18 protein-coding genes and 1 pseudogene are annotated in these 14,886 nt (G+C 69.7%); 6 read left to right on the top strand and 13 right to left on the bottom strand.

Translation table 11 applies throughout. The features are described from left to right. Positions 1–103: 103 nt before the first annotated feature. The gene (locus ACIRFL_RS36480) at positions 104–670 is read right to left on the bottom strand and encodes a hypothetical protein (RefSeq protein ID WP_404037635.1); all 567 of its coding nucleotides are present in this window, start codon (positions 668–670) and stop codon (positions 104–106) included. 290 nt (positions 671–960) lie between these two features. On the opposite strand from ACIRFL_RS36480, the gene ACIRFL_RS36475 reads away from it, so the two are divergent. Further along, on the top strand, positions 961–1,419 hold the full coding sequence (locus ACIRFL_RS36475) for a gamma-glutamylcyclotransferase family protein (protein WP_404037632.1): 459 nt from the start codon (positions 961–963) through the stop codon (positions 1,417–1,419). Here ACIRFL_RS36475 and ACIRFL_RS36470 read toward each other — a convergent pair. The 4 genes from ACIRFL_RS36470 to ACIRFL_RS36455 form a co-directional block, all read right to left on the bottom strand. After that, positions 1,379–3,574 (bottom strand): molybdopterin oxidoreductase family protein, encoded by a 2,196-nt coding sequence (locus ACIRFL_RS36470; RefSeq protein WP_404037629.1) that lies wholly within the window; start codon positions 3,572–3,574, stop codon positions 1,379–1,381. The genes ACIRFL_RS36475 and ACIRFL_RS36470 overlap by 41 nt on opposite strands. Positions 3,575–3,838: 264 nt before the next feature. Then, positions 3,839–4,585 (bottom strand): SAM-dependent methyltransferase, encoded by a 747-nt coding sequence (locus ACIRFL_RS36465; RefSeq protein ID WP_404037626.1) that lies wholly within the window; start codon positions 4,583–4,585, stop codon positions 3,839–3,841. A gap of 295 nt (positions 4,586–4,880) precedes the next feature. Then, positions 4,881–5,777 carry a JmjC domain-containing protein gene (locus tag ACIRFL_RS36460; RefSeq protein ID WP_404037623.1) on the bottom strand — a complete coding sequence of 299 codons (897 nt, stop codon included), beginning with the start codon at positions 5,775–5,777 and terminating at the stop codon, positions 4,881–4,883. A 560-nt stretch (positions 5,778–6,337) separates the two neighbouring features. Further along, positions 6,338–6,580, bottom strand: a complete 243-nt coding sequence (locus tag ACIRFL_RS36455) for a DUF397 domain-containing protein (protein WP_404037620.1) — start codon at positions 6,578–6,580, stop codon at positions 6,338–6,340. A 275-nt stretch (positions 6,581–6,855) separates the two neighbouring features. On the opposite strand from ACIRFL_RS36455, the gene ACIRFL_RS36450 reads away from it, so the two are divergent. Genes ACIRFL_RS36450 through ACIRFL_RS36440 form a run of 3 tightly spaced genes read left to right on the top strand, consistent with a single transcriptional unit; the run spans position 6,856 to position 8,457 of the window. Then, entirely contained in the window at positions 6,856–7,107 is a 252-nt protein-coding gene (locus ACIRFL_RS36450) for a hypothetical protein (protein WP_404037617.1), read from the top strand. Then, positions 7,082–7,597: a DUF6879 family protein gene (locus ACIRFL_RS36445; protein ID WP_404037614.1), complete on the top strand. Its 516-nt coding sequence runs from the start codon at positions 7,082–7,084 to the stop codon at positions 7,595–7,597. Before ACIRFL_RS36450 ends, ACIRFL_RS36445 begins: the two co-directional genes overlap by 26 nt. Before the next feature lie 5 nt (positions 7,598–7,602). After that, complete coding sequence (locus ACIRFL_RS36440; protein ID WP_404037611.1) at positions 7,603–8,457, top strand: helix-turn-helix domain-containing protein; 855 nt, start codon at positions 7,603–7,605, stop codon at positions 8,455–8,457. Between the two features lie 234 nt (positions 8,458–8,691). Here the strand turns inward: ACIRFL_RS36440 and ACIRFL_RS36435 are convergent, their stop codons facing one another. The 3 genes from ACIRFL_RS36435 to ACIRFL_RS36425 form a co-directional block, all read right to left on the bottom strand. Further along, positions 8,692–9,240 carry a DUF1062 domain-containing protein gene (locus ACIRFL_RS36435; protein ID WP_404037608.1) on the bottom strand — a complete coding sequence of 183 codons (549 nt, stop codon included), beginning with the start codon at positions 9,238–9,240 and terminating at the stop codon, positions 8,692–8,694. Positions 9,241–9,444: 204 nt separating this feature from the next. Continuing rightward, the gene (locus ACIRFL_RS36430) at positions 9,445–10,050 is read right to left on the bottom strand and encodes a hypothetical protein (protein WP_404037606.1); all 606 of its coding nucleotides are present in this window, start codon (positions 10,048–10,050) and stop codon (positions 9,445–9,447) included. Then, positions 10,047–10,301, bottom strand: coding sequence for a hypothetical protein (locus ACIRFL_RS36425; protein ID WP_404037603.1), 255 nt, complete (start codon positions 10,299–10,301; stop codon positions 10,047–10,049). The genes ACIRFL_RS36430 and ACIRFL_RS36425 overlap by 4 nt, the downstream gene beginning before the upstream one ends. A gap of 104 nt (positions 10,302–10,405) precedes the next feature. Here ACIRFL_RS36425 and ACIRFL_RS36420 point away from each other — a divergent pair, with 104 nt between their 5' ends. Continuing rightward, positions 10,406–11,245 (top strand): Scr1 family TA system antitoxin-like transcriptional regulator, encoded by an 840-nt coding sequence (locus tag ACIRFL_RS36420; protein WP_404037711.1) that lies wholly within the window; start codon positions 10,406–10,408, stop codon positions 11,243–11,245. Beyond that, positions 11,242–11,451 (top strand): DUF397 domain-containing protein, encoded by a 210-nt coding sequence (locus ACIRFL_RS36415; protein ID WP_404037601.1) that lies wholly within the window; start codon positions 11,242–11,244, stop codon positions 11,449–11,451. The genes ACIRFL_RS36420 and ACIRFL_RS36415 overlap by 4 nt, the downstream gene beginning before the upstream one ends. Before the next feature lie 58 nt (positions 11,452–11,509). Here ACIRFL_RS36415 and ACIRFL_RS36410 read toward each other — a convergent pair whose 3' ends face one another. The 5 genes and pseudogenes from ACIRFL_RS36410 to ACIRFL_RS36390 form a co-directional block, all read right to left on the bottom strand. Next, positions 11,510–12,364: a helix-turn-helix domain-containing protein gene (locus ACIRFL_RS36410; RefSeq protein ID WP_404037598.1), complete on the bottom strand. Its 855-nt coding sequence runs from the start codon at positions 12,362–12,364 to the stop codon at positions 11,510–11,512. A 21-nt stretch (positions 12,365–12,385) separates the two neighbouring features. Further along, positions 12,386–12,916: a DUF6879 family protein gene (locus ACIRFL_RS36405; protein ID WP_404037595.1), complete on the bottom strand. Its 531-nt coding sequence runs from the start codon at positions 12,914–12,916 to the stop codon at positions 12,386–12,388. Beyond that, positions 12,888–13,147: pseudogene (locus ACIRFL_RS36400) on the bottom strand (hypothetical protein). The gene ACIRFL_RS36405 and the pseudogene ACIRFL_RS36400 overlap by 29 nt, the downstream one beginning before the upstream one ends. A gap of 64 nt (positions 13,148–13,211) precedes the next feature. After that, entirely contained in the window at positions 13,212–14,063 is an 852-nt protein-coding gene (locus ACIRFL_RS36395; protein WP_404037592.1) for a helix-turn-helix domain-containing protein, read from the bottom strand. 10 nt (positions 14,064–14,073) lie between these two features. Next, entirely contained in the window at positions 14,074–14,814 is a 741-nt protein-coding gene (locus ACIRFL_RS36390; protein ID WP_404037589.1) for a DUF6879 family protein, read from the bottom strand. Positions 14,815–14,886 lie beyond the last annotated feature (72 nt).

The following is a 14,886-nucleotide window of genomic DNA, read 5'->3' as shown; positions in this document are numbered from 1 at the left end:
CCCGGGAGGGGAACCCCGTACCCCCCTCCGGGCGGCGAGGGGCGTCGGACCCGGAGGGGGAGGGGATGTGCGGTACCGGCGGACGGACAGCGGAGGGTGTCCGTCAGATCCTGTCGCCTCTCGCCCGGCGATGCAGGAGCCAGGTACCGCCCGCGGCGGCGACAGCCAGGGCCGCCACGCCTGCCGCGGTCTGTACGGGGTCGGAGCCGAGCGCGCCGCCGACCCCCGTCTTCACGCTTCCGTGCGGTTGCACCTGCCCGTGCGCCCCGGACAGCGTCACCATGAGGTCGCCCGTCACCTGCCGGTCGCCGTCGGCGCACCGGGCGACGATCTCGTACGTCCCCGGCTGTGCGCTCGGCGGCACCCGGAACTGGCCGATCGCGTCGCCCTCGTGGGAGCTGGGCGCCAGGGTGAAGGTGCCGGCGCCGACCGCGGTGGCGTCGCCCGCCGCGGTGCCGCCGCACGCCTTGGTGTTCACCGTGACCTGCCCGCCCGGAACCGCGGTGGACGGGTACACCTCCAGGGTGCCGGCCGCCGCCGCGGCGCCCGGCGCGCCGCGTGGGTGGGCCGCCGCGTCGGTGGGGCGGGCACCGTGGGCGGGCGTGGCGGCGAGACCCGCTGCCGCGACGGCGAGCGCGGTACCGGTCAGCGTGCGGGCTGTGCGTCGCATCGTGCTCCCTCGCGTCCCAGGGGCCGCGGCCCGCGGCACCCCCTGTGCCGCCGAGTCGGTCGCGTCCCTGCCCTACCGAGGTAAAGCCCGCGCGGCCCGCGCCGCTTCCTGAAAGGCCGTCAGAACTGCGGTGAACGGGTGTCGTCCGCGCCGCGAGGGCCCCCGCCGGGGCCGGCGTTCCGGCAGGTCAAGGGCGTGCGCCGCGCCACACCGGAAGAGCACACGAACGGCGGCCCGCCCGGGGCGTGAGAACGGGTGACACACCCGCACTGGGGTGGAGAATCGGTGCCGTGACGACCCCGGCGCTCCCGTTCTTCGTGTACGGCACCCTCCGCCCCGGCGCCCGCCACCACGACCGGTACCTGCGCGGCCGTACCGCCGGGGCGGAGCCCGGCCGCCTCACCGGCGCGGTGCTGTACGACGGCCCCGGCTACCCGTACGCCGTCGCGGCACCGGCCGGAGTCGTGCACGGCGACCTGGTCACCGCGCGGCCCGAGGACTACCGGCGGCTCCTCGCCGAGCTGGACCGGTTGGAGGAGTACGTGCCGGGCGACCCGCGCAGCCTGTACGAACGCGTCGGCCGGGACGTCCTGCGCGGCGACGGCAGCACCGTCCGCGCCTGGGTGTACCTGGCCGCACCGGCGGTCGCCGCCCGGCTGCGGAGCCACGGCCGGCTGATCGCGGACGGCGCGTGGCCGGCCCGGGACGTCAGGGCTCCGCGCGCTCCACGCGCACCGCGCACACCTTGAACTCGGGCATCCGGGAGGTGGGGTCGAGCGCCGGGTTGGTGAGCGTGTTCGCGCGGCCCTCGCCGGGCCAGTGGAACGGCATGAACACGGTGTCCGGCCGGATGGCGGCCGTGATCCGCGCGGGCGCCACGGCGCGTCCGCGCCGGGACACCACCGCCACCGGGTCGCCGTCGGCCGCGCCCAGCCGTGCCGCGAGCCGCGGGTGCAGTTCGACGTACGGGCCGGGCGCCGCGGCGTTCAGCTCGGCCACCCGCCGGGTCTGGGCGCCGGACTGGTACTGCGCCACGACCCGCCCGGTGGTCAGCAGCACCGGGTACTCGGCGTCCGGCTCCTCGGCGGCCGGCCGATGCGCCACAGCCACGAACCGGGCCCGCCCGTCCCCGGTGGCAAACCGATCGAGAAACAGCCGGGGGGTACCCGGGTGAGGCCCGGCCGGGGCGGCCACGGCCGGCGTGCTGGGAGTCACCGCCGTACCCGCCGTACCCGCCGCGCCCGCCGCAGCCGCCGCACTGGGTGTCGCCGCCGTACCCGCCGCAACCGTCGGTTCCGGCGTCGGTTCCGGGCAGGGCCAGAACACGCCGTTCTCCCTGGTCAGGCGGTCGTAGGTGATGCCCGAGTAGTCCGCCGGGCCGCCCGCGCTCGCTCGGCGCAACTCGTCGAAGACCTCCTCGGGGTCCGTCGGGAAGCCCTTCTGCACGCCCAGCCGGTCGGCGAGCCCGTGCAGTACCTCCAGGTCGCTGCGTACCCCGTCGGGCGGGTCGAGGGCCCGCCGACGCAGCAGCACCCGGCCCTCCAGACTGGTCGTCGTGCCCGTCTCCTCGGCCCACTGGGTGACCGGCAGGACGACGTCCGCGAGCGCCGCCGTCTCCGAGAGCACGACGTCCGCCACAGCCAGGAAGTCCAGCGACCGGATCCGGCCCTCGATGTGGGCCGCGCGCGGCGCCGACACCACCGGGTTGGACCCCATCAGCAGCAGCGCGCGCACGTCCGTGCCGAGGGCGTCGAGGAGTTCGTACGCGCTGCGGCCAGGACCCGGCAGCGTGTCCGGGTCGACGCCCCACACCTCCGCGACATGCCGCCGCGCCGCCGGGTCTGTCAGCTTGCGGTAGCCGGGCAACTGGTCGGCCTTCTGGCCGTGTTCGCGCCCGCCCTGCCCGTTGCCCTGCCCGGTCAGACAGCCGTACCCGGACAGCGGCCGGCCCGCCCGCCCGGTGGCCAGGCACAGGTTGATCCAGGCGCCCACCGTGTCGGTGCCCTTGGAGTGCTGTTCCGGCCCCCGCGCGGTGAGCACCATCGCCGCCTCCGGCTCGCAGAACAGCCGTACCGCTTCCCTGAGTTGGGGGACCGGCACCCCGGTGATCCGCTCCACGTACTCCGGCCAGTGCGCCATCGCCGCCGCCCGCGCCTCCGGCCAGCCGCTCGTGCGCTCCCGGATGTACGTCTCGTCCGTGCGGCCCTCCGCCACCACCAGGTGCAGCAGGCCGAGCGCCAGCGCGAGATCGGTGCCCGGCCGGGGCGCCAGGTGCAGGTCAGCCTGCTCGGCGGTGCGGGTGCGGCGCGGGTCGACGACGATCAACGTGCCGCCGTTCTCCCGCAGTTCGGTGAGGTAACGCAGCGCGGGCGGCATGGTCTCGGCGAGGTTGGAGCCGACCAGGATCAGACAGCCGGTGCGCGGGATGTCCTCCAGCGGGAAGGGCAGCCCCCGGTCGAGTCCGAAGGCGCGCGTGCCGGCCGCAGCCGCGGACGACATGCAGAAACGGCCGTTGTAGTCGATCTGGGAGGTGCCGAGGACGACGCGCGCGAACTTGCCGAGCGCGTACGCCTTCTCGTTGGTCAGCCCGCCCCCGCCGAACACTCCGACGGCGTCGGCGCCGTACCCGTTCCGCGCCGCGGACAGGCCCGCGGCGATCCGGTCCAGCGCCTCGTCCCAGCCGGCCGGCACGAGGGCCCCGCCCGCACGCACCAGCGGGGACGTCAGCCGCAGGCCCGACGCGAGCAACGCGGGCGCCGTACGGCCCTTGCCGCACAGCGCCCCCCGGTTCACCGGGAAGTCCGCGCGCTCGGTCACCTCGACACCCCCCGGCACGGGCGACAGACGCATCCCGCACTGCAGGGCGCAGTACGGGCAGTGGGTGGGCGTCGAGACGATCTCCATGCGCCCCAGCGTGCGTCGACCGTGTTACGTCCCGTGCGGGCACCCGGTTACACCCCCGCGACCACACCCTCCCCCCGCCGCCCGCCCCCCTGTGAGGTGGCCTCCTACCAGCGGCAGGACTGCCCGTCCGCACTGACGGTGATCGTGAACTCAGCCGGGCTCCCGGCGGCACCCCAGCGCCCCAGGGTTCGTCCGGCCCGCGTCATGAATCACTTGGCAAGCGGGGCCGGCGGTATGCTGCCGGCCCCGGTATCGTTGTGACCGTCAGCGGCACATGAGAGCGAAGACCCCCCAGCCGAGGTATTCACGCTGGTACCTGGCGTAGCGGGCCGGTTCCTCGGACAGCTCGGCTCTCAGTTCGGCGGCCAACTCGTCATCGGGATTCCGGTCGAGCCAGCGTCGGATGTTGATCCACTGCGCGGCCTGATACCGATCCCAGCTGTCCTGGTCGGCAAGCATCATCTCGACGACGTCGTACTCCAGTTCGCCGAACTGCTCGATCAGCTCGGGCAGCAGCCGGAAGTCATCCTTGCCGCTGGCGAGGCACGCTTCGGCGGTGTGCTGGTCCAGGGGGTCCTGGCGCCAGTACGGTTCGCCGATCAGCAGGATGCCACCGGGGCGGAGGCTGCGACGGAGCAGATCGATCGTGCCGGCCACTCCGTTGCCGATCCAGGTGGCGCCGACGCACGCGGCGAGGTCGACGGGTTCGTCCGCGACATAGCCGGATGCATCGCCGTGAAGGAAAACCACCTGATCGGCAACGCCGAGCTCGGATGCCCGGGCACGGGCCCCGGCCGTGAACTCGGTGCTGATGTCCACTCCGGTCCCGACGATGCCGTGGGCGTGCGCCCAGGTGCACAGCATCTCGCCCGACCCGCTGGCGAGGTCGAGCACGCGTGTCCCGGGGGCCAAGTGCAGCGCCTGCCCCAGGGCAGCCAGCTTCTCGCTGGTGAACGGGTTGTGGATGCGGTGACTGCTCTCGCGAATGGTGAAGCTACGTGGAAGATCCACTGTTGGGGTTCCTTACGTCCGATGAGGTCTTGGCGTGCACGGGGAACGGCCTGTTGACGCAGGTCGCCGTTGCCTGGACCGTCATCAAATGCACCTCATCCGGACGTGGGAACTTCGAACCCCGGTGAGGCTAGGACGCACAAGTAACTGTGTCCACCGGTTTTCACCTGCGCTGCGTGGACTCGGCGAGGGCTTAGCGTTTGAGGGTGGTTGCGGCGCCGCACGACCGGGGGCTGGCCCGGTGGAACGTCGGACCGCACGGGGGTGACGGGCGAGCGGGGCGACGTGGGGGTGGTCAGGTGGTGTACTCCAGTTCGTCCAGCGCTGCCTTACGGACGAGATCGGCGGTCTCGGCCGGGTCCAGTGCGTCGAGGTACGTCCTGAGTGCTTGGACGGTCTGGTCCAGTTGGTCGGTGAGTGTGGGGCCCAGCAGGTCGCGGGGCGCGATGACGCGCCGGAAATCTGGTTCTTCGATCGCGCGGGCCACGAGCTTTTCCGCGAGCCACTGGGGGGTGCGCTCGCGGATGGCACAGGTGAGGTGGACGCTGTCCTCGGTGTGGCCCAGGGCGTGCGGGTTGTGCACCCAGCCTCTCGGCAACAGCAGGGTCTGCCCGGCCTCAAGGTCGATGGACAGGTCGGGCCCGGCGGCCTCCCAGGCGGGGATGAAGTCGGGCTGCCAGACCCGGAAGGACTCCTGGTACTCGCGCATGAGGGCTTCGTGCACCGGTTTCCACAGCTGCCATGTCTTGGTGCCGGCGATTTGTGCGATGAGCGCCATCTGCTGGTCCCAGTGGTGCAGCAGTCCCTGTTCACCGGCCGGGGTGAGGAAGGCGTGGACGTAGTTGCTGTAGCCGGTCTCCCGCTGGATGGCCTTGGACATGGTTGCGAGGGCCGGGATGACGCGTTGGAGGTTGCCCAGACGGATGGTGTGGCCATCTGCGTAGAGCGTGCGGAGTTTGACGGGGTCGGTACGCCCGTCGGTTTTGAAGGCCTCCCGGTTGGAGGGGCCGGCCTTCATGACCGCGACCTCGGCAGCTGGGACGCATCCCGTGCCGATCCACTCGTGCAGGGAGCGGACGGTGACGATGCCGTCGAGTGCCGTGCGCCCGCGCGCGTACACGCGGGGCTCGGTGGGCCAGTCGGCCAGAAGGCCGGCCAGTTCCTGCGGGGGCAGCAGCAGGTTCAGCGACATCTGATCTCCTCATCGTCGAGGGAGCAGGGGGCACTTCAGGTCCGGGTGGAAGAGGTTCGGGCAGCACACGACGGCCAGTGAGAGGAGGCTGCGCGTCTGGGTGTAGTGGAGACCCAGGTGACGTCGACTCCCCGGGGGAGGACGTCGGCGGCGTAGGCGAGTTTTCCCTCCAGGCTGATGTACGTCTGCCCGCCGTCGATTCGCTCGTACGGTGGGTGGTCGGTGTATCCGCGCTTCAGCCATGTGAGTGCCTAAGCGCTCCGCTGGACATTCCGCGATATGTCCGCGATCGTCTGCGGCACCGTCGTGGCTGGTCGCGCAGTTCTCCGCGCCCCTTCGGGGCGTTGCCGTGGCCGCACAGGGTGGGGCGGCCTCCTGTTGCCCTTCTTCGCGTAGTGGCCGGGCGAGCCGAGCCAGGGGCCGAAGCCGTGCCAGTGGCCCGCCCAGGTCTGGCTGGTGATCTCGGGTGCCTGTGGTGCGATGGTGGTCATGCGTCCTCCGGACGGGCCGACCCGCCGACGCGGGGCGGCCCGTGGTGTGCGGTGAGGTGGGCGGTCAGGCTAGAGCGTCAGACCCCGGGCGCGGGCCCAGCGGACGGCGAACGTGTCCAGCTCCGAGCCGGTCATGCGCAGCTCGCGCCCGGAGCCCTCGGGCTTGGAGTCGGTGACGGCGAACGCGTCCGTACCGGCCAGTTGGGTGGTGGTCACGCACGTCTCGTTGTCGCCGACGAGGTTGCCGCCGCACCACGTGCGTGCGGGGGCGTCGGCGGCTGCGGGCACCTCGTACAGGTTGGTCCTGGCCATGGCTGACCTCCGGTGATCCTGTTCGGAGAAACGGTCTCCGTGCCGTGATGCACCCACCTCGGCGCTCGCCCCGTACAGGGCCGAGCGGGGCGGTAGTCCTTCTCACACCCGCCGACGGTAGGAACTCCCTCAGGGGCCCGGCAACGGAGTTGCACCGAATTACACGGCAGTTGTAGCCGCAGGCCGTAGCCGATACGTACTCTTGACCGCGTGATTCGTAGGCAAGACGGTGGTGTAAATCGCTGCAACCGACCAGCGCGGGAGGCAAGCCACCGATGACCATTCACTTCGTCGGGATCGACCCCGAGACGGACGAGGACGGATGCCCCACCGTCTGGGTGGACCCGGACACGGAAGACATGCTGGTCCAGAGCTACCGAGCCGACGAGGAGACGACCGCGGCCTGCGACGCTCTGTCCCCGGCCCGGGCGCCCATCCCACCCGGAGAAACCGTCATCAGGATCCCGGCCCGCATGATCCCGATCCTCCGAAAGGCCTGCGATGAACTCGATCCCGGAGTTCGCTGAACTCCTCGCCGCGACCACGAAGTCGGCCGTCCACCTGGAGATGCGGGACGCCTACTACAGCAACCCCCGCTTCGAGGCGTGGCAGGACGGCGGGCGTGTCGACTGGGACGACCGGGCTTCCTGGTGGCGTCCCTTCCACCAGGACATCGCCAACGCAGTAGACCGCGGCGTGACCATCCGCCGCGCCCGGATCATCTCCGAACCGGTCACCGACTACATCCGCTGGGAGCACTACCAGACCCGCGCCAATCTGGAGGCCGGCGAGCATGTGCGCTGGCTGCCCCGGAGTCAGGCATGGGACCTGCTCGTGCCCGGCAGCGACCTGTGGATCTTTGACGGGCGTCTGATGCGCGCTCACCACTTCTCGGGTGACGGCGAGTGGATCAGCAAGGAACTGTGCGACGACCCTGCCGTGGTCGACCAGCACGCGGCTGCGTTCGAACGGATCTGGGAGCGGGCCGTCCCGCACGACCAGTACGAGGTCAAGTAACCGGGATGCCCACGTTCCCCACGTCCGGCGTGCAGGAAGCGCGCGCAGCTCTCGTGACACGGTTGAGGGAGCTGCGCCTGGACGCGGGCATCACCAGCAAGGAACTTGCTCGCCTGGCGGGCTGGTCCGTGGCCAAGTCCTCCAGGATCGAGAACGCCGTAACCGCCCCGTCCGACGCCGACATACGCGCCTGGTGCACAGCGTGCGGGGCCGACGAGCAGGCGCCCGACATCATCGCGGCCAGCCGGCAGGCCGACTCCATGTACCTGCAATGGAAGCGGCTCCAGCGCACGGGCATGAAGCAGTTGGCAGAGACCTCCGCCAAGCTGTACGAGCGCACCCGTACGTTCCGCGTGTACGCCTCCCACGTCATGCCCGGTTACCTTCAGACACCCGGTTACGCCACTGCCCTCATGGGCACCATCGCGGGATTCCGCGGCACCCCGGACGACGTCAGCGAAGCGGTCGCCGTGCGCATGCGACGTGCCCGGGTCCTTCAAGAAGGCGACCACCGGTTCGCGACTCTGATCGAGGAGCACGTCCTCAACCACCGCATCGGCGACAAGGACGTCATGGCCGGACAGCTTGGCCACCTGCTTGCCACGATGGCCTTGCCATCTGTCTCGTTGGGCATCATCCCGGCCGGTGTCTCCAGGGAAGGCGCCATGTGGCCTTTTGAGCAGTTCACCGTCTTCGACGAGACACGGATCCATGTGGAGCTGCTTGCGGCGAAAGTGACCGTCACGGCACCCGGCGAACTGGACATCTACCTGCGGGCGTTCGCCCGGCTTGCGGAGCTGGCCGTGTACGGGGCGGAGGCGCGTGCGCTGATCCTCAGGGCGATCGAAGCGCTGGGGTGAACCTGAACGCACTGAAAGTGGCCCCACGCTCCCACTGACCCCGATGGGCGGACTCGTGTCTGGAAGACCTTGCAGGAATCCGTGATGTACGGGGCTGACGCCCAAGGAGTCATCAACGCGGCGCGGCGCGCGCTGAACACCCGCTGACCGGGCAATAGATGACGAAGGAGTCCCCTCCCGCCAGGGACCCGTTCGGTGGTTCGGGTCGGACAGGTCCCTGGTCCTTAGGTGTGCTCAGCGTTTGAGGGTGAAGGTGAAGTCGTCGGAGAGCTTGCCGTTCAGGCGTACCGCCGAGACGAGATTCCCCTCCGTGAGCAGTCTCTCGACCTCGGCTCGCGAAAGGGCGCAGCCTTCCGCGATCAGCCGCAGCGGCCGGACGGGGATCCGCGCCGTGAAGCGGACCGAGACGTCGATCACCTCGCGGTGCAGGTGATCCGATCCGCCGGTGTCCAGGCGCCAGGCGCCGTCCCAGTCGAGGGCGATGCGGTTGCGGCGCCGTACGACCGGGCCCTGAAGCAACTCGGCTGCCAGAGCTGGGTCGTTGGCGTGCAGCCGGTCCAGCAGCTCGGGTCGTACGGAGCGTACGTTCATCCGCTCCAGGACCGTGAGCTTCGTGGTTTCCCCGCAGGCGGTACAGAGCGCGAGGAGCCAGGCGTCGATGAGCTTGTGGTGTGCGTTGACGCGGAACTTGCCGTTCGCCCGGAAGCGTTCGGACGCGCACGCGTGGCAGCGGCGGCGAACGAGCGGCAGGCAGGTGGGCATGACGACCCAGGTGGTGAGCACAGAAGTACACCGGTTTCAGTGAGAAGTCCGCAGCAAGAAGCAGCGCGGCGCACAGGTGCGACGCGCGACAGATCAGCGCTCGGGGTGTCTCACGAGGTGTACAACGGCACGTCCTTGCCCAGACGACTTGGTTCGGCAGCACGGTAATGGCGCCCGGCGGCGCCGCTCCACCGGTTTTCGGGCGCCTCACCGCGGCCCGGAGGCTCAGCGCCGGGGGCTCTTCTCTTCCGGGTTGTATCCCTTCACGTGCTCCGGGCACGTCCATACCTCGACCCCGGGTCCGCTTCCGGTGTCGATCCACTTCACGAGCACCGCCTCGGTCGTCTCCCGCAGACAGCGCGCGCAGACGCGTGTGGCGGGCCGGGCCTTGCGGGAGGCGCCCCACTCGTCCAGCCGTTCCGCGGCCCACGCGTGGCTGACGTGGAACGACCGGGCGAGGGACGCGACGGATTCACCACCGCGGTAGCGCATGACCACGCTGGTACGGCTCTCCCTGAACTTGGCCTGGGCCGCGCGTACTTCGGCCCCGCTCCGGCGTCGCATCCGCCCGCCGAACAGACGGCGGGCAGGGCGGCGGTGCAGGTGTGCCTCGTAGTACCGCCGACGCGGGACACCCCATTCATCCAGCCGAAGCGACAGCCAGCCGGCGGTCACGCCGTACGCGTCGGCGATCCGGCTCACCGGCTCGCGCGCCCGGTACCGCTCGATGATCGCGTTCTTGTCCGCGCGCGCCGCCTCACGCGCGGCGGCCCTCTCGGACGGGGTCGGGCGACGGGACGCCGGTCCGCTGCGGCGGGTCGGACCTGTCACAGCACCTCACCCCGGCTTCGCGCGTTCGCACGGGCCGTCTCGGCGCGCAAGCGTTCCGCCGGGCTTGCCGGTTGTACGTCCTCGGGTGCAACGGACCATTCCTTGCCGCCTGTTACGGGGCGCAGGAACCAGAATCCGTACGCCTCACCGCGGAACTCTCCGACCCGTTGGTCGGCGTCCACCATCAGCGTGCCGGGGGTGGGAAGGCGGGGGGTTTGCTGCCGCTCGGTGGGGCCGTTGTTGCGAGACACGACCACTCCTCTCCGTAGCGATTCCACTACCAAGCGGGTTCAGCGTGGCCCAGGTCTGGGAATCCATCAACGTGTCAGACAGGAACAGAGAGTTGGTGCCGAGGGTGGTCAACCGCAAAGAACTGAACCCCGAGAGCAGCCCGCAAGCGGCCTTCGGAGCGCGGGTGCGCAGCATGCGGGAGGCGCGAGGCTGGAGACAGGAAGACCTGGGCGAACGCATGGACTATTCCGGTGTCCATGTCTCTGCCGTTGAAGTTGGTCGCAAGATGCCGACTCTTCGCTTCGCGCGCAGGGCGGACGCCGCCTTCGGCACGGTCGGAACCGCTGACACGTTCGAACGCCAGTGGCGCGAAATCCGTCACGGCAGTCTTCTGGAGGGGTTCCCGGAGTACGTCGGGCATGAGGGCCGGGCAGTGGAGATCCGGCTGTACGAGATCGGGATCATTCCGGGCTTGCTTCAGACACCGCAGTACGCACGGGTGCTGGCGGACAGCGCTGTGCAGCGGGGGTCCATCACGCCAGAGCAGGCTTCCGAGCGAGTTTCGTTCCTGGCGGAACGGCAGGCCGCTCTGAGGCGGGCCCGGCCGCCCATGGTGTTCGTGGTGATGGACGAGAGCTGCATCCGGCGTCCGATTGGCGGCTCGGAAGTCATGGGCGCCCAGCTTGAGTACTTGGTCGAGTTCGCCGCCCGGCCCAACACCGTCCTGCAAGTAGCGCCGTTCGACCTAGGAGAGCGTCGGACCTTCGACCTACCAGTCAACTTGCTGACACTGCCGGACCGTTCTCTGCTCGCCTATGCCGAGTCCCAGGCTCAGGGACACCTGGACCGTGAGACCTCGGCTGTGCTGCCCATGCTGACGGCCTACCATCAACTACAGGCCGAAGCACTGTCCCAGGCGGCATCTGTGGCCATGATCAGCCAATTACGAAAGGGCACCCCGTGACGACCGAATCCCCCCGCTGGTTCACGTCCTCCTACAGCAACAACGGCGGCAACTGCGTCGAGGTCGCCGCCAACCTCGTCGCGTCCCGCGGCCTGGTCCCCGTCCGTGACTCCAAGAACCCGCACGGCCCGGTACTGGCCCTCCCGGCCCACGCCTTCACCTCATTCGTGACCGGCGTAAAAACCGGAGGGTTCCACACCACCTGAACACTCGGCCTCGCCCTCCCCTCGGCGGGAGGGCGGGCCCACCCTCATGCGTTCAGGTTCACCCCAACGCGACGATCGCCTTGAGGATCAGCGCACGCGCCTCCGCGCCGTACACGGCCATGCCACGCAGCTCCTCGAACACCTTGAGGTACAGGTCGACTTCGGAAGGCTGATTGATCCGTACCCGGGCGGACACCAGCTCAACGGACACGAGTTTGTCGTCATACATGTGGAAGGTCTCGCGCGGCCACTGGGAACGCGACCGCGTGTCCGCCGGAATGATGCCGAGGGACACCGTGGGGATTGCGCCGGCGGTGACGAGGTAGCCGAGCTGCGCTGCCATCGCGTCGACGTCGGCGATCCGGCAGTGCAGGACGGACTCTTCAATGAGCAGGGCGAAGCGGCGGCCGGAGTCATGGATGACGCGCGAGCGGTCGACCCGGGCACGCGCGGCTTCGGTGCCGTCGTCGTCCGGTAGGTCACGGAAGCGGGCTGTCGCGCCGAGGACGCTGGTTGCGTAGCCCTCGGTCTGCAGGAGGCCGGGGACGAGCGTGGATGAGTACACGCGGAAATGGCTGGTGGCGCGGAAGAGCTTGCCGGTGCCCTTCTGAAGCTCCGTCGGGCCCCTGCGGAGCTGGTGGCGCCATTCCCGGTACATCGACTCGGCGTGCACCGATTGCACGATGATGTCCCGCGCCTGGGACGTCGCCCCGGTGGCAGCGCACCACTGACTGATGTCGTTGGCCGTCGGGCCTGTGATCGCGTTCTCGATGCGGGACGTCTTGGAGTGGTGCCAGCCGCACCGGTTCGCCAGCTCGACGATCGTCAGTCCTGCTTCCTTACGCAGGTCGCGCAGCCGTCCGGCGACGGCCTCACGGGCGGCCTGGGCTGACGAGGACGGGGAGACGGGCATGGGCTGGCTTACCGGCGCTTCCTACGGGTGGATCTCGTACTGCTCGTGCGGGACGGCTCTGGCCCACACCTCATCGAATGCGGCGGCGCACAGCTTGACCGCGGCGGCATCGTCGGAGAGTTCCTGGCCTGCCGATCCGCCGTCGCCGGTGAAGTGGTTCCACCGGATGAGGCGGCCGTCGAAGAGCCAGAAGTCGTTGCCGGGCAGGGCGATGTCGGATGCGCGTCGGCGTGGGAGCCAGCGCACCTGTTCGCCGGCCGCGACGTTGGTGAAGGTGCCGGAGTGCTCGAAGCGGATGTATTCACTGACGGGCTCGGACACGATCCGGGCGCGCCGGACAATGACGCCGCGGGCAACGGTCTCCTGGATCAGGTCCAGCCACGGCCGCCACCAGGATGCCCGGTCGGCTGGGTCATGACGGAAGCCCTGGCGCCACGCCTCGAACCGCTGTCGTTCGTTGTCGACCGAGTAGCTGTCGCGCATCTCCAGGTGCACGGCCGATTGCGTGCAGTCCGCGAGCAGTTCAGCGAACGTCGGGGTGCTCGACCGCATCGCACGCCTCCCTGATCATGTGCACCATCCTGCCCGGGATACGGACCGCTGCCTCGTGTACCGGCATCCCTTACCCACGGCCGGGTACGTCGAACACCGCGCATTCGGCTTCGAGTTCGGGGCTCGGCTTCCATCCCTGGAAGACCAGTTCGTGGTTTTCCTCGTCGACCCAGACCGTAGGGCTCTCGTCGTCGCCGGTGTTCGGATCGATCCGATGAACCGTAGTGCCACATCCGACCCGACCTGCTGGACAGGCCCCTGGCGGAAGGGGACTCCTTCGTCCTCTTCGGCCCGGTCAGCGGGTGTTCAGCGTGCGCCGCGCCGCGTTGACGACTCCTTGGGCGTCAGCCCCGTACACCGCGGACTTCTGCAAGGTCTTCCAGACCCGCAGATAGGTGGCGATGCTGTCGGCGTCGTCGATCCACAGCTCGGCGTGCCAGTCCTCGGCGACGACAAGGCGTTCATCAAGGATCCAGAACCCGTTTGCGGCCGGCACTTTCAGTGACGCCCTGAGGGGGACGATTCCGAGTTCCACGGTGTCCATGCCGATGACCCCCGCGAGCCGATCGAGTTGGGCGGCGAGGACCGACGGCGGACACACCAGCGCGTGCAGGGCCGCCTCCCACACCAGCGCATGGAACTTACGGCCGGCTGCGTAGAGCCACTCCTGGCTACGCACGCGAGCCCGGACGGCTTCGTCGGTGTCGCGCGTCGACCCGTGCAACTCTGCGTACCGCAGGAAGATCGCACGTGCGTAGTCCGCGGTCTGGAGCATGCCGGGGATGACCGACTCTTCCCACGCGCGGATGACGGTGGACCGGCCGACTTCGAGGTTCCAGCCGTCCTGTACGGGCCGGCGGCCGGCGGCCAACCGGCGGCGCCACGAGCGGATGTGGGACTCAAATCCCCGCAGGCGGGCGTCCAACTCCTCGTACGCCTCCGGTTGGCCGACGCCTTCGGCCCATGCGCGGAGGTCGTCGGCGGTTGCGGTCTGCCGGCCGCCCTCCAGCTTGTACACCTTGGAGTGCGGCCAGCCCAGCCGCTCGGCGAGCTGAGTGCCGGTGAGCCGCCCTTCCGGGGCCTGGAGACGTAGTTCCCTCAGGCGTGTTCCCAGGGCCTCCCGAGCCTGCTGGTAGTCCGTGCTCACCGGTGCCTGTCTAGCCCTTCGCGTCCAACTGTGCCGAGAACTGGTCGTACGGGATGGACGCGTGCACGGCGGCGTCCCGCACCTGGCAGTAGCGCAGCACTTCAGCGGGCTCAGTGATGATCTCGACGTCGTGGAGAACGTCTCCCTCGTCGAAGCGGAGGATCACCACCAGGCGGCTGTCGAACACCCAGAAGTCCTCTGCGGGAAGGTGCGCCCGTTCGGCGTCCTCGCGCCACAGGTTCCGTACGTCCTCACCCGTGGCCGCGTTGACCCGCGCGTAGGACAGGAGGAACAGCTGGCCCTCGGTCGGCGGGTTGTCGACGACGCGTACCCGTCCTACGTACTTCCGGCTCGTGGTCTGCTTCCGGATGGTCTCGCACCAGTCGCTGTCGAGGTCCATCGGGGCCGTGCCGGTGGCAAGGAACTCGGCGTACCCCAGGTCCTCACGGTCCGAGGCGTAGCCGCGGCGCGTCTCAAGGTGCCAGGCCGAGTGTTCGAACGTCTCGAAGAGCCGGCCGAACTCCTCCAGGTCGATCAGCTCGGGCACACACGTCATCTTCTTGGGGCCGTGGTGGACGAGGAGTTCACGCGGGACGGCCACCGCGGCGTCATCAGGGCCGAAGTGCTGCAACTGACGCAAATCTGCGGGATCGGTGAGCGGCTTGCCCTGGACGATGACTTCACCGGAGTCGAGGTCTTCGTGGATGGCGGGGCATGCGCCGTTCTTGCTGATGCTCCTATTGCCTGTCAAGCGGCTTGGAGCCAGTCGCGGTAGGCGTGGGCGAGGTCGTCGTCTCGGCGGATGCCGCGTTCGAGGGTGGAG

The sequence above is a fragment of the Streptomyces sp. NPDC102462 genome (assembly GCF_044765425.1).
Taxonomy (GTDB): Bacteria; Actinomycetota; Actinomycetes; order Streptomycetales; family Streptomycetaceae; genus Streptomyces.
This window is presented reverse-complemented; position numbering and strand designations above follow the sequence as displayed.

What these genes read in the sequence shown, in the direction of transcription:
- ACIRFL_RS36480 (WP_404037635.1), bottom strand. Translation starts at nt 670, where the DNA reads ATGCGACGCACAGCCCGCACGCTGACCGGTACCGCGCTCGCCGTCGCG.
- ACIRFL_RS36470 (WP_404037629.1), bottom strand. Translation starts at nt 3,574, where the DNA reads ATGGAGATCGTCTCGACGCCCACCCACTGCCCGTACTGCGCCCTGCAG.
- ACIRFL_RS36460 (WP_404037623.1), bottom strand. Translation starts at nt 5,777, where the DNA reads ATGTCGCTGAACCTGCTGCTGCCCCCGCAGGAACTGGCCGGCCTTCTG.
- ACIRFL_RS36455 (WP_404037620.1), bottom strand. Translation starts at nt 6,580, where the DNA reads ATGGCCAGGACCAACCTGTACGAGGTGCCCGCAGCCGCCGACGCCCCC.
- ACIRFL_RS36450 (WP_404037617.1), top strand. Translation starts at nt 6,856, where the DNA reads ATGACCATTCACTTCGTCGGGATCGACCCCGAGACGGACGAGGACGGA.
- ACIRFL_RS36445 (WP_404037614.1), top strand. Translation starts at nt 7,082, where the DNA reads ATGAACTCGATCCCGGAGTTCGCTGAACTCCTCGCCGCGACCACGAAG.
- ACIRFL_RS36440 (WP_404037611.1), top strand. Translation starts at nt 7,603, where the DNA reads ATGCCCACGTTCCCCACGTCCGGCGTGCAGGAAGCGCGCGCAGCTCTC.
- ACIRFL_RS36410 (WP_404037598.1), bottom strand. Translation starts at nt 12,364, where the DNA reads ATGCCCGTCTCCCCGTCCTCGTCAGCCCAGGCCGCCCGTGAGGCCGTC.
- ACIRFL_RS36405 (WP_404037595.1), bottom strand. Translation starts at nt 12,916, where the DNA reads ATGCGGTCGAGCACCCCGACGTTCGCTGAACTGCTCGCGGACTGCACG.